General features: G+C 62.4%; 14 protein-coding genes. 10 read left to right on the plus strand and 4 right to left on the minus strand.

The annotated features are described in order from the left end of the window. Positions 1-53 precede the first annotated feature (53 nt). The 9 genes from cyoA (at position 54) to LB571_RS24460 (ending at position 9,103) form a co-directional block, all read left to right on the plus strand. Positions 54-1,235 carry a ubiquinol oxidase subunit II gene (gene cyoA, locus LB571_RS24420; RefSeq protein WP_224598683.1) on the plus strand — a complete coding sequence of 394 codons (1,182 nt, stop codon included), beginning with the start codon at positions 54-56 and terminating at the stop codon, positions 1,233-1,235. A gap of 10 nt (positions 1,236-1,245) precedes the next feature. Further along, positions 1,246-3,243: a cytochrome o ubiquinol oxidase subunit I gene (gene cyoB, locus LB571_RS24425; RefSeq protein ID WP_224598687.1), complete on the plus strand. Its 1,998-nt coding sequence runs from the start codon at positions 1,246-1,248 to the stop codon at positions 3,241-3,243. Positions 3,244-3,245: 2 nt separating this feature from the next. Then, the gene (gene cyoC / locus LB571_RS24430) at positions 3,246-3,872 is read left to right on the plus strand and encodes a cytochrome o ubiquinol oxidase subunit III (RefSeq protein WP_140660844.1); all 627 of its coding nucleotides are present in this window, start codon (positions 3,246-3,248) and stop codon (positions 3,870-3,872) included. Continuing rightward, positions 3,869-4,246 carry a cytochrome o ubiquinol oxidase subunit IV gene (gene cyoD, locus LB571_RS24435; protein WP_224598689.1) on the plus strand — a complete coding sequence of 126 codons (378 nt, stop codon included), beginning with the start codon at positions 3,869-3,871 and terminating at the stop codon, positions 4,244-4,246. The genes cyoC and cyoD overlap by 4 nt, the downstream gene beginning before the upstream one ends. After that, on the plus strand, positions 4,243-5,049 hold the full coding sequence (locus tag LB571_RS24440) for an SURF1 family protein (protein WP_224598692.1): 807 nt from the start codon (positions 4,243-4,245) through the stop codon (positions 5,047-5,049). Before cyoD ends, LB571_RS24440 begins: the two co-directional genes overlap by 4 nt. Next, a complete protein-coding gene (locus tag LB571_RS24445) occupies positions 5,046-6,398 on the plus strand; it encodes an ATP-binding protein (RefSeq protein ID WP_140821138.1) in 1,353 nt (450 codons plus the stop codon). The genes LB571_RS24440 and LB571_RS24445 overlap by 4 nt, the downstream gene beginning before the upstream one ends. Continuing rightward, the gene (locus tag LB571_RS24450; protein ID WP_181166251.1) at positions 6,388-6,924 is read left to right on the plus strand and encodes a response regulator transcription factor; all 537 of its coding nucleotides are present in this window, start codon (positions 6,388-6,390) and stop codon (positions 6,922-6,924) included. The genes LB571_RS24445 and LB571_RS24450 overlap by 11 nt, the downstream gene beginning before the upstream one ends. A gap of 229 nt (positions 6,925-7,153) precedes the next feature. Continuing rightward, positions 7,154-7,762: a cysteine hydrolase family protein gene (locus LB571_RS24455; protein ID WP_015316470.1), complete on the plus strand. Its 609-nt coding sequence runs from the start codon at positions 7,154-7,156 to the stop codon at positions 7,760-7,762. 78 nt (positions 7,763-7,840) lie between these two features. Continuing rightward, complete coding sequence (locus tag LB571_RS24460) at positions 7,841-9,103, plus strand: DUF763 domain-containing protein (RefSeq protein ID WP_015316471.1); 1,263 nt, start codon at positions 7,841-7,843, stop codon at positions 9,101-9,103. 7 nt (positions 9,104-9,110) lie between these two features. Here LB571_RS24460 and LB571_RS24465 read toward each other — a convergent pair whose 3' ends face one another. Both LB571_RS24465 and LB571_RS24470 read right to left on the minus strand, forming a co-directional pair. Further along, positions 9,111-9,311: a KTSC domain-containing protein gene (locus LB571_RS24465; protein ID WP_015316472.1), complete on the minus strand. Its 201-nt coding sequence runs from the start codon at positions 9,309-9,311 to the stop codon at positions 9,111-9,113. 70 nt (positions 9,312-9,381) lie between these two features. Then, entirely contained in the window at positions 9,382-9,936 is a 555-nt protein-coding gene (locus LB571_RS24470) for a GFA family protein (RefSeq protein WP_224598694.1), read from the minus strand. A 48-nt stretch (positions 9,937-9,984) separates the two neighbouring features. Between LB571_RS24470 and LB571_RS24475 the strand changes: the two genes are divergently transcribed. After that, on the plus strand, positions 9,985-10,596 hold the full coding sequence (locus tag LB571_RS24475; protein WP_015316474.1) for an alpha-ketoglutarate-dependent dioxygenase AlkB: 612 nt from the start codon (positions 9,985-9,987) through the stop codon (positions 10,594-10,596). 160 nt (positions 10,597-10,756) lie between these two features. On the opposite strand, the gene LB571_RS24480 is transcribed toward LB571_RS24475, so the two are convergent. Continuing rightward, on the minus strand, positions 10,757-11,614 hold the full coding sequence (locus tag LB571_RS24480; protein WP_224598697.1) for a DUF1236 domain-containing protein: 858 nt from the start codon (positions 11,612-11,614) through the stop codon (positions 10,757-10,759). Positions 11,615-11,737: 123 nt separating this feature from the next. Further along, positions 11,738-12,523: an SDR family NAD(P)-dependent oxidoreductase gene (locus LB571_RS24485; RefSeq protein ID WP_140614593.1), complete on the minus strand. Its 786-nt coding sequence runs from the start codon at positions 12,521-12,523 to the stop codon at positions 11,738-11,740. Between the last annotated feature and the right edge of the window lie 71 nt (positions 12,524-12,594).

Consider the following 12,594-nt stretch of genomic DNA (forward strand, 5'->3'; position numbering starts at 1 on the left):
ACCGCACCGCAACATCCCTCCACGTTGCGGCGGTCCATCGAGGGCAGCATCTGATGAAACGATTTGGGGCCTTGCTTCTGTTTCCCCTGACCGGGCTGTTGAGCGGCTGCGATATGGTCGTGCTCGCGCCGGCAGGCGATGTCGCGGCCCAGCAGCGCGACCTGCTGGTGGTCTCGACCTTGCTGATGCTGATCATCATCGTGCCGGTCATGGCGCTGACTGTCTTTTTCGCCTGGCGCTACCGGCACTCCAATGCCTCGGCGACCTATGCACCGGATTGGGATCATTCGACGAAACTGGAACTGGTGATCTGGGCAGCACCGCTTCTCATCATCATATGCCTTGGCGCGCTGACCTGGCTCGGCACGCATTTGCTCGACCCGTACCGCCGGATCGACAGGATCGAACCCGGCCAGCCCGTCACCCAGTTGCACAAGCCGCTCAGGGTCGAGGTCGTGGCGCTCGACTGGAAATGGCTGTTCATCTATCCCGATTACGGCATCGCTGCCGTCAACGAGCTGGCGGCGCCGGTCAACCAGCCGATCGACTTCCGCATCACCTCCTCGGCGGTGATGAATTCCTTCTACATTCCAGCCCTCGCCGGGCAGATCTATGCCATGCCGGGCATGGAGACGAAGCTGCACGCCGTCATCAACCGGCCGGGCACCTATAGCGGTTTCTCCGCCAATTATAGCGGCGCCGGCTTTTCGGGCATGCGCTTTGCCTTCCAGGGCCTATCCGATGATGCCTTCAGCCAGTGGGTGGCACAGGCCAGGACCGCGTCGGCGGCGCTTAACCGCGACAGTTATCTCGAACTCGAAAAGCCGAGCGAGAACGAAACCGTCCGCCACTACGCCTCCGTCGATCCCGACCTCTATGGTGCCATCCTCAATCTGTGCGTCGAGCGCGGCAAGATGTGCATGGACGAGATGATGTCGATCGACGCCAAGGGCGGTCTCGGCCTTGCCGGCGTGCGCAACACCTTGCCGCTGCAATATGACAAGCTCGCGCGGCGCGGCGCGGTGTTCGGAAACGATCCCTCCTATGTCGCCAGCATCTGCACGGCGGAGGAGGCCGCTGCCGTCTCGCGCGCGTCGCGCGATGCCCGGCCGACCTATTGGCCGGCGAAGAACCTGTCCCCGCTGCGCGGGGCGGGACTGCTCCGGCCCCGGACAGACAGCCGCAGCGCGGCGGCCGATACGCCGGCCCTCGGCCTGCTGCGGCGCGAATTGTGAGAGACTTGCGATGCCCCATACGCTGACCAAATTCATTTTCGGCCGCCTCACCTGGGACTCGCTGCCGCTGCATGAGCCGATCGTTGTCGCCACCTTCGCCGCGGTGGCACTCGGCGGCATCGCGCTTCTCGGCGTCATCACCTATTTCAGGCTGTGGGGCTACCTGTGGCGTGAATGGTTCACCAGCGTCGACCACAAGAAGATCGGCATCATGTACATGGTGCTGGGGCTGGTCATGCTGCTGCGCGGCTTCTCGGACGCCATCATGATGCGCCTCCAGCAGGCCATCGCCTTCAATGGCTCCGAGGGCTACCTGAACTCACATCACTACGACCAGATCTTCACCGCCCATGGCGTCATCATGATCTTCTTCGTGGCGATGCCCTTCGTAACCGGGTTGATGAATTTCGTCGTGCCGCTGCAGATCGGCGCCCGCGACGTCTCCTTTCCGTTCCTCAACAATTTCTCCTTCTGGATGACGGTCGGCGGCGCCATCCTCGTCATGGCCTCGCTGTTCGTCGGCGAATTCGCCCGCACCGGCTGGCTCGCCTATCCGCCGCTCTCCGGCATAGGCTACAGTCCCGACGTCGGCGTCGACTATTATATCTGGGCGCTGCAGGTGGCGGGTGTCGGCACGACGCTGTCGGGCATCAACCTGATCTGCACGATCATCAAGATGCGCGCGCCCGGCATGACGATGATGCGCATGCCCGTCTTCACCTGGACGTCGCTCTGCACCAACGTGCTGATCGTCGCCTCCTTCCCGGTGCTGACGGCGGTGCTCTCGCTGCTGGCGCTCGACCGCTATGTCGGCACCAACTTCTTCACCAATGACTTCGGCGGCAATCCGATGATGTATGTCAACCTCATCTGGATATGGGGTCACCCGGAAGTCTACATCCTCATCCTGCCGCTGTTCGGCGTCTTCTCCGAGGTCACCTCGACCTTCTCCGGCAAGCGCCTGTTCGGCTACACCTCGATGGTCTACGCCACAGTGGTCATCACCATCCTGTCCTATCTCGTCTGGCTGCACCACTTCTTCACCATGGGCTCCGGCGCCAGCGTCAATTCCTTCTTCGGCATTACGACGATGATCATCTCGATCCCGACGGGAGCGAAGATCTTCAACTGGCTGTTCACAATGTACCGGGGCCGCATCCGCTTCGAATTGCCGATGATGTGGACGGTGGCTTTCATGCTCACCTTCACCGTCGGCGGCATGACCGGCGTGCTGCTTGCCGTGCCGCCGGCGGATTTCGTGCTGCACAACAGCCTGTTCCTGATCGCGCACTTCCATAACGTCATCATCGGCGGCGTGCTGTTCGGGCTGTTCGCCGGCATTGCCTACTGGTGGCCCAAGGCCTTCGGGTTCAAGCTCGACCCGTTCTGGGGCAAGGTCTCGTTCTGGTGCTGGGTGGTCGGCTTCTGGTTCGCCTTCATGCCGCTCTACGTGCTCGGCCTGATGGGCGTGACACGCCGCATGCGCGTGTTCGATGATCCCTCCCTGCAAATATGGTTCGTCATCGCCGCCTTCGGCGCGGTGCTGATCGCCTGCGGCATCGCCGCCTTCCTGATCCAGATCTTCGTCTCCATCCGCAGGCGCGAGGCGCTTGCCGATCCGACCGGCGATCCATGGGACGGCCGCACGCTCGAATGGTCGACCTCCTCGCCGCCACCTGCCTACAATTTCGCCTTCACACCTGTCATTCGCGACAACGATGCCTGGTTTGACATGAAGCAGGCCGGCTACGTCAGGCCGCTCGCCGGCTTCAAGCCGATCCACATGCCCAGCAATACCGGCACCGGTGTCATCCTGGCCGCCTTCAGCGTCGCGCTCGGCTTCGCCCTGATCTGGTACATCTGGTGGCTGGCGGCGCTGAGCTTCGTTTGCCTCATCGCCACCGCGATCGGCCACACCTTCAACTATCACCGCGACTTCCACATTCCGGCAGCCGAAGTCACTCGGACGGAAGAGGCGAGGACGACGCTCCTCGGGGCTGGGGTTTGAGCATGGCATCGACAGCAATCACAGCCGGCACCGAACCGGTGTTTCACCTGGAAGAGGAGCATGCGCACGCCGAAGGCGGCTCCACCATGCTCGGCTTCTGGCTCTATCTCATGAGCGACTGCCTGATCTTCGCGATGCTGTTCGCCGCCTATGGCGTGCTTGGCGGCAACTACGCGGCCGGGCCGGCACCCAAGGACCTGTTCGACCTCGATCTGGTGGCGGTCAACACCGCCATGCTGCTCTTCTCGTCGATCACCTATGGCTTCGCCATGCTGACCATGGACAGGGGTCGCGTGGGGGCGACGCAAGCCTGGCTCGCCGTCACCGGCCTGTTCGGCCTGGCGTTCCTGTCGATCGAGCTCTATGAATTCTCGCACATGATCCATGAAGGCGCGACACCGCAGCGCAGCGCCTTCCTGTCGTCTTTCTTCACCCTGGTCGGTACGCACGGCCTGCATGTCACCTTCGGCATCGTCTGGCTGGTGACGCTGATGACCCAGGTCGCACGATTTGGCCTCGTCGAGGCGAACCGCCGCCGGCTGATGTGCCTCTCGATGTTCTGGCATTTCCTTGACGTCGTCTGGATCGGCGTCTTCACCTTCGTCTATCTGATGGGAATGTTGCGATGAGCGCTCATGATCATGCCGAGGGTCACGGCCACGCCCATGCTGGAGCAGCACACGGATCGTTCCGGAGCTATCTGACCGGCTTCATCCTGTCGGTGATCCTGACCGCCATCCCGTTCTGGCTGGTCATGAGCGGCGCCATCGACGACAAGCAGGCGACTGCCATCGTCATCATGGCCTTCGCGGTCGCGCAGATTGTCGTCCACATGGTCTTCTTCCTACATATGAACACCACCTCGGAAGGCGGATGGTCGATGCTGGCGCTGATCTTCACGCTGATCCTGGTCGTGATCGTACTGACCGGCTCGCTCTGGGTGATGTATCATCTCAACGCCAACATGATGCCGGGGCTGCACGACATGCGCGAGATGCCATGAGCCCGGTTGCGGGCTCTGGGAGAACCAACACCGAGGCGATGGGCATCGGTCCGCGGCCCGCGTCGCAAGAGGGCGCCGGCCGGTCGTCCGCATCGCGCCTTGTCCTTGTGCTGCTCGGGCTCCTCGGCGTGCTGGTGTTTGTCGGGCTCGGCATATGGCAGCTGGAGAGGCGGGCCTGGAAGCTCGACCTGATCGCCCGTGTCGACCAACGCATTCATGCCCCGGTTTTCGAAGCGCCTGGCCCGGAGAGCTGGAACGGCATCACCGCGACCCGCTACGAATACAGCCATGTGCGATTGGCCGGACGCTTCCTGGGCGGCGCCAACACGCTGGTCCAGGCGGTGACGGAGCTTGGCGGCGGCTATTGGGTGCTGACGCCGATGCGGACCGACAGTGGCTTCGTCGTGCTGGTCAATCGCGGCTTCATTCCCCCGGAGCGCAAGGCCGAGTTCGGACAAGAGAGCGGCGGCTCAACCGCGCCGGTCATCATCGATGGACAGTTGCGCATGAGCGAGCCAGGCGGTGGCTTCCTGCGCAAGAATGACACTACGGGCAATCGCTGGTATTCGCGGGATGTCGCTGCCATCGCAACCGCGCGCGGCCTGACGGATGTCGCACCCTATTTTGTCGATGCTGAGGCATCCGGCATCGACGGCTGGCCACACGGCGGGCTGACCGTCGTGACTTTCCGCAACAGCCACCTCATCTATGCTTTGACCTGGTTCACGCTCGCTGCGATGCTTGCCCTCGCCCTGGCCAGGCCGATGACCGGCCGCCCCCAGCGGCAAGGACCAGCAAGATGAGCGTTCCCACGCAAGCGCTCCGCCGCGACAAATCGCTGGTGACGGCGTCCCTTGCCGCCAACAATGGCGCGGTACCAAATCCCGAAGCAACGAACAGGAAGAACTTGTTCCTGCTCATCCAACTGCGTTGGCTGGCGGTGGCGGGTCAGGTGCTCACCATTCTGGCGACGCAATACTGGTTCGAGATCCCGCTGCCGCTGGCGAAGATGGCCGGCGTTGTGCTTTTCCTGGTTGGCCTCAACATCTTCAGCTTGCTGGTCCTGCGCGGTATCAGGCCGATCACCAACACCCAGCTCTTCGTCGCGCTCATCTTCGACATGGCGGCACTGACGACGCAGCTCTACCTGAGCGGCGGCGCGTCCAATCCGTTCGTATCGCTCTACCTTCTGCAGATCACGCTCGGCGCGGCACTGCTGACCCCAAGGTTTACCTGGATCCTGGTGGCGGCCGCGTCGGCCTGCTTCGTCTTCCTCATCTTCCTTTTCCAGCCGATCGCCATCCCGCATCATGGCGGCAGCGATCTCCTGTCCCTGCATATCAGGGGCATGTTCATCTGCTTCGTGCTGGCCGCCGGCCTGATCGTGATCTTCATGACGCGCATCGACCGCAACCTGCGCGAACGTGATGCCTATCTCGCCGACCTGCGCCAGCGCTCGGCCGAGGAGGACCACATCGTGCGCATGGGCCTGCTGGCCTCCGGCGCCGCGCACGAACTGGGTACGCCGCTTGCCACGATATCCGTCATCCTGTCCGACTGGCGCCAGATGCGCACCCTTGCACGCAACCGCGAACTGGCGGCCGACATGGCCGAAATGCGGGCGCAGATCGAGCGCTGCAAGCGCATCGTGTCCGGCATTCTGATGTCTTCCGGCCAGGCCAGGGGCGAGGGAACGATACGCACCACCATTCGCGGTTTCCTCGACGATCTAGTCGAGGAATGGCGCATCAGTCGCCAGCCATTCAAGCTGGAATACACGAACGATTTCGACCCGGACGAGCAGATCGTGTCCGACACGGCGTTGAAGCAGGTCATCTTCAACGTGTTCGACAACGCCCAGGAAGCGTCGCAGGCTTGGGTCGGCGTCACCGCCGAGCGGCAGGGCGACAAACTGGTGATTGCCGTAAGCGATCGTGGGCCGGGTTTCGACGAGACTATTCTGGCGGCGCTTGGCCAGCCCTATATGTCGAGCAAGGGACGGCCAGGGGGCGGTCTTGGTCTTTTCCTTGTCGTGAACGTGGTCCGGAAACTGGGAGGTGATTTTTCCGCGCGCAACATGGAGCAGGGCGCCTGTGTTACGCTTTCGCTGCCGCTCGCGGCGCTGACCGATGGAGATGATCATGAGGCCTGATCGATCCCTCTTTATCGTCGAGGACGACGCGACCTTTGCCAAGACGCTGAAGCGCTCCTTCGAAAAGCGCGAGTACGACGTCATGGTCTGCCACGACAGGGAAGCCTTGCTCGACGCCCTCGAAAAAGCCGTTCCGGCTTATGCCGTGGTCGATCTCAAGCTTGGAGCCGGAGGTTCCGGGCTGGAGTGCGTCAAGCTGCTCAGCGCCCGCGATGCGTCGATCAGGATCGTCGTGCTGACAGGGTTTGCCAGCATCGCCACGGCGGTCGAGGCGATCAAGCTCGGCGCCAGCCACTACCTGGCCAAACCCGCCAATACCGATGACATCGAAGCCGCCTTCGGCCGTGCCGAGGGCGACGTTTCCGTACCGCTTTCCAGCCGGCCCACCTCGATCAAGAACCTGGAGTGGGAGCGCATCCACGAAACCCTGGTCGAAACCGGCTTCAACATCTCCGAGACGGCGCGCCGGCTTGGCCTGCACCGGCGCACTCTGGCCCGCAAGCTCGAGAAGCGTGTGGTGAGATAGCGGGAAGGTCCGGCGAGCCGCGGTGCCGCTCTCGGCACAGCCTTAAAAGAGGACCGCCCCACAGCTCCGACAGTTTTATGCGAGCGCCTCCGTTCACCGCGGCGGAGACGCTGGCCACCCGCGTCGGTTCCTGCCGGCGGCTCAGGAACGAGTTCCCGCATGCGGCGTTGCGTATCCGGATGGCAGTGCCGGAAGTCATGAGAACGCACCGCCGGTCGGAGATGCGTTGATGTCGATGCCAGGCTTGGCTTATGGCCCATTGGGCGACCGGTGCATGCATGTCTGTGTGGATATGCAGAAGCTGTTTGCCGAACCGTCACCTTGGGCGACGCCTTGGATAACCCGTGTCCTGCCTCAAATTGAGAGGCTGGTCGAAAGGCGTGCGGAACAGACGGTCTTCACGCGCTTCCTGCCTGCGCAAAGGCCGGGGCAAGGCGCTGGTACATGGAAACGCTATTATGAGCGCTGGGCCTCCATGGCGATCGACAATATCGGGCCGGAGATGATCGAATTGTTGCCGGCGCTCGCCGCTTACTGTCCGCCGGCGGCAGTCATCGACAAGCACATCTATTCCCCCTGGTTCGAAGGGCGCCTCAGGGCCTTTCTGATGGAACGCGAGATCGACACGCTGGTCGTCACGGGAGGCGAAACCGATGTATGCGTCCTAGCCACCGTGCTCGGCGCCATCGATTTCGGCTATCGCGTGGTGCTCGTCACCGACGCATTGTGCAGCTCTTCCGACGCAACGCATGACGCACTGCTTACCGTCTATCACCAGCGCTTCGCGCAGCAGGTCGAGACAGTCGAGATGGAAACGGTTCTCTCGAACTGGACTTGACGCCAGTGTAGCGTCAGCCTTCCCTGCGGGGTCTGTAGTGCTTATCTGTCCCAATCGCGGACATTGGAGCAGGCAAACGTGGCGCAACGATCGGGCAGTGCTGATCTTCCCCTTCACGGTGGACGCGTGCCGAAATGGCTGGGCGACCGCATGACGCGTCTCGGTGCCGTCATGTGCGAGGCGATCATCCATCACTATGGCCGCAACGAATTGCTGCGGCGTCTGGCGCATCCGTTCTGGTTCCAGTCCTTCGGCGCCGTCATGGGCATGGATTGGCATTCGTCCGGCATCACCACCAGCGTCGTCGGCGCCTTGAAACGCGGCCTCACGCCGCTGTCGGGCGAACTCGGCATCCACGTCTGCGGCGGCCGTGGCGCGCATTCGCGCAAAACCCCCCACGAGCTTGCCGCCATTGGTGAGCGCATCGGCTTCGACGGAGCCCGCCTTGCGACCGCCAGCCGGCTTGTCGCCAAGGTGGACAGCGCCGCCGTTCAGGACGGGTTCGACCTCTATCTGCATGGCTTCATCGTCACCGACGACGGCGACTGGGTGGTGGTGCAGCAAGGCATGAACGGCGACAGCAAGGTGGCGCGCCGCTACCATTGGCTGTCCGAAGGTTTGAAGAGCTTTGTCGACCAGCCGCATGCTGCCATCGAAGGCGCCAACCAGGGCGAGATCGTCAACCTGACCGACCGCCGCGCCGAAGCCTCGCGCCAGGGACAGCTTGATCTCCTCCAGGATCTTGGGCCGGACCGCATCCTTCGGGAGTTCGCCGCGCTGGAGCCCGGTACGGCACCGGCTCCGGTGCAGCCCCTGCTGCCGCATTTGATCATGCCGGCTCATCACGACGTCCGCGAAAGCGACGTCGTGATGCATCGCCTTCATGGCAACATGGCCGCCGCCGCCGAGCGAGGTCCAGCCGATTTTGCCGAGCTTCTCCTGGTTCCGGGCGTAGGCGCCCGCACGGTGAGGGCACTCGCTCTCGTTGCCGAAGTGGTGCATGGCGCGCCTTGCCGATTTTCGGACCCGGGTCGTTTTTCGCTGGCGCATGGCGGCAAGGACAGGCATCCGTTCCCTGTACCGCTCAAGGTCTATGACGAGACGATCGGCGTGCTGAAGTCCGCCGTGCAAAAGGCCAGGCTCGGTCGCGAAGAGGAAATCGGCGCTCTGAGGCGGCTCGACCATCAGTCGCGGCAGGTCGAGCGATACGTCACGGGTCCCAGCCTCAAGGAAATTGTCGCCGGCGAATTCGACCAGTCGCATCTGCTTGGCGGCCGCAGTGTCTTTGGTTGGGAACCGGCGCCGGATGAGTTGAGCGCCGACGAGAACAGGAAGGCGTGACGGGGCATCACGCCACGCGACGGTACCTGTGGTGGTCCTTGATGAATTTATTGAAGAAGCGGCCTTTCGAAGGAGCGCGCATGAACGCCGCATAGGTAGCCGGGGCGACGTCCTCATAGTCATAGCGGTTGCCGTGCGGCACGAACCAGACCGAGAGGATCCTGGTCGCGGGATCGTATTGCGTGTTTCGAATGACGGTCGATGGCATGCTGGCACCTGACGGCTCAGCCAAATAACCCGCCAGGGGTGGTGCGGTTCCGTGCCGCCATCCGACATTGCTACCTGTCGCTTGGGTTGCCGAACTTCGCATCGCGTTTCCTCGAATATCGATCGATGCGCGGCAGCTTGTCGGCAAAGTCGACCCAAGGCAGCCTGAGGTCCCAATAGGCATGGGCCTGTGGCCGCAGCCCTTCGGGTTTGTCGAAGAATCCGATCGTCAGATAAAGCTCGTCCGGCAGCCCTTCGTCGCTATAGCCTATCGAACTCCCGCAGTCGGGACAGAAAGTGCGGATAACACCCGGCGTCTTGGAAAAGGCCTTTGGCGCCCCCCTCAAAAGATTGAATTGGCGCGGCCGATACCCGACCCAGACGGTGAGTGGGCTGCCGATGGCCCGTCGGCAATCGTCATCGTGATCGTAGCATATCCAGAAAGGCTCACCGTCCATGGTGGCGGCGATCGCCCCGCAAAAGCAGGCCCCGGTTTCAACGCGCGGCATCCGGCACTCCAAGGCTAGAACGTGTCCGGCGGCCTCCGACGGAACCGCCGTTGCTAAACTTTCACGCTCCTCCCGCGGTTCCGTTGCGCCGGTTTTGGACGTATCCAGGGCGGGCAAGCGCGGTTCCCATATTGCCTTGTGGTCCGGCCTTCACCATCTAGGCAAATGTCGCCGCTCAAACCGAAAACAGCCGGCCGTGTGGCCCAGCACGATCTCTTCGGTGCCGCTCAGGATGATCTGCCGGAGGGTTTCGCCTACCAGACCGGACTGATCACTCCACAGGACGAAATCGAACTCGTCCATCATCTAGAGGCACTGCCCTTCAAGGCCTTCGACTTCCATGGCCATCTGGCAAACCGGCGTGTCGTCGGTTTTGGCCTTCGCTACGATTATGACCGGCGCGAGGTGGTCGAGGCACCGCCGATACCTGATTTTCTGCTGCCCTTGCGCGAAAAGGTCGCGGCTTTTGCGCGCCGGCCGGCCGAAACCTTCGCGCAGGTCTTGATCAACGAGTACCGGCCCGGCGCCGGTATCGGCTGGCACCGCGACAAGCCGCATTTCGAGGATGTCGCGGGCGTTTCGCTGCTGGCGCCCTGCGATTTTCGCCTTCGGCGCAAGAATGGGTCTAAATGGGAGCGTCGGACCATCACTGTCGAGCCGAGATCGGCCTATCTCATGACGGGGCCGTCGCGGTCGCAATGGGAGCACAGCATCCCGCCGCTTGCCGAGCACCGCTACTCGATTACCTTGAGGACATTGCGGCCTCGCAATCCCTGAGCATGCGCAGAGGTTTGCACGGGAAGTTCCGCGTCATCTCGCCATAGTGCTCAACCCGACCCGCGTGCAGCGGGGCGGGTTGAACGATCCTGTGCTCTAATTCTTTGTTTTTACGCAATTCCGAACGGAAAACCGCTACGCACTTTTCCCTGGAATTGCCCTAGGTCAGCACCAGCACGATTTTGTATGTATCCGGATCGACGATGACGATCCGGCCGTCGGCGAGAACGAAATACTCGTACGCCTCGTAGGCCGGAACGATCTTGACGATGCGAGCCGGCAAGCGATGCAGCCTGACCTTGTGCCGCGGAACTTCGATGCCGACGGAGACGTCGAAGTCGACGTTCGTGACCGGCTCGACCTTGGTTTCCCTGATCACATGAGTGATCTGGGTCTTCTGTTCAACCGTCACATTGTTGATGGAAGCGGTCGAGGTCTTGTCCTGCGTGGAGGCCTTACCTTGGGCCTGCTGATCGGTCTGGACCTTTGTCTTGTCCTGAGCCTGCTGATCGGTGGTAGTGCCGGCCTTGCCCTGTGCCTGCTGATCGGTCTGGACCTTTGTCTTGTCCTGAGCCTGCTGATCCGTTGCGGTGCCGGCCTTACCCTGTGCCTGCTGGTCGGTCTGGACCTTGGTTTTGTCCTGGGCCTGCTGGTCGGTCTTGGTGCCAGCCTTGCCCTGCGCCTGCTGGTCCGTCTGGATCTTCGTCTTGCCCTGGGCCTGCTGGTCCGTGGTGGTGCCGGCCTTGCCCTGGGCCTGCTCGTCCGTCTTGGCCTTGGCCTTGCCCTGTGCCTGCTCCTCTGTCTTGGCCTTGGTCTTGTCCTGAACCTGCTGATCAGTCTGGGACTTGGTGCCCTGTGCCTGCTCCTTCATCTTCGAGCCCTTCTGGCAGTTGGTCGTGCCGGAAGCGCAATTTGTGTCCGCTCCTGATTGGCTATCGGCGGGCTGCTGCGTCTGAGCCATCGCTGTCCCGCAGCCTAGCCCGATCGCCAGCATGCTGGTAATGAGAACATGTTTCATAGGAAATCTCCTTCGGAGAGTTCGTCCCTTCAAGGAGTAAAACTTCGGCCAAAAAAGATTGTTCCGAACTGGCTGCGTTAATGCACCACTCCCGATTGGGTCCCGAGATCGATCTTAACGGTCTTACTTCACGCCGATGCCGGCGGTGAGGCCGCCATCTATCTTGTAGTCGGCGCCTGTGCAGAAGCCGGCCTTCGACGAGCACAGGAAAGCGATGAGTTCCGCCACTTCCTCCGGTTCCCCGATGCGGCCGAGCGGATGGGCCGCGCCGAAGCGCCTGTAGGCCTCTTCCACGTCGGCATCGCTGCCGCCGTCGCCACGCGCGGCCTTTTCGAGGATCGGTGTGCGGATCGAGCCCGGGCTGACCGAATTGACCCTTATGCCGGACGCGGCATAGTCGAGTGCCAGCGAACGCGTCAGCGTATGAATGGCGCCCTTGGTCGTGGCATAGGCGGCAACGTTCTGCTGACAGGCGAAGCCCTGCACCGAAGCGACGTTGACGATGGCGCCGCCGCCACGCTTGATCATTTCCGGGATGCCGAAATGGGCGGTCAGATAGATCGAGCCGACATTGACCGTCATAGCGCGGTTCCACGTTTCCCAGTCGGTTGTCGTCGCCGTTCCGTAGGGATGCACCGCCGCCGAATTGACGATGACGTCTATGCCGCCGAATTTCGCCACGCCGGCCACGACCGCGTCGCGAACCTGCTCGGAAACGGAGACGTCAACCGTTTGCACCAGCGCATCGGCTCCGGACTTGGCGAGGCTTTCCTGCATGGCGGCGTTGGCCGCGCTGTCGATCCCGCAGGCGACGATCGCGGCGCCCCCAGCCGCCAGGCGTTTGGCGGCTGCCAGGCCGATACCGGTCGTTCCTGTCACCAATGCCACCTTGCCGTCAAAATCCTTCATTGCGGAAGCTCCTTCATTGCTATCGAAACCGGCTCTTAGTTTGACACTCATCGTGGTCAAACAATAGGTTG

The sequence above is a fragment of the Mesorhizobium sp. BR1-1-4 genome (assembly GCF_020165375.1).
GTDB lineage: Bacteria > Pseudomonadota > Alphaproteobacteria > Rhizobiales > Rhizobiaceae > Mesorhizobium > Mesorhizobium australicum.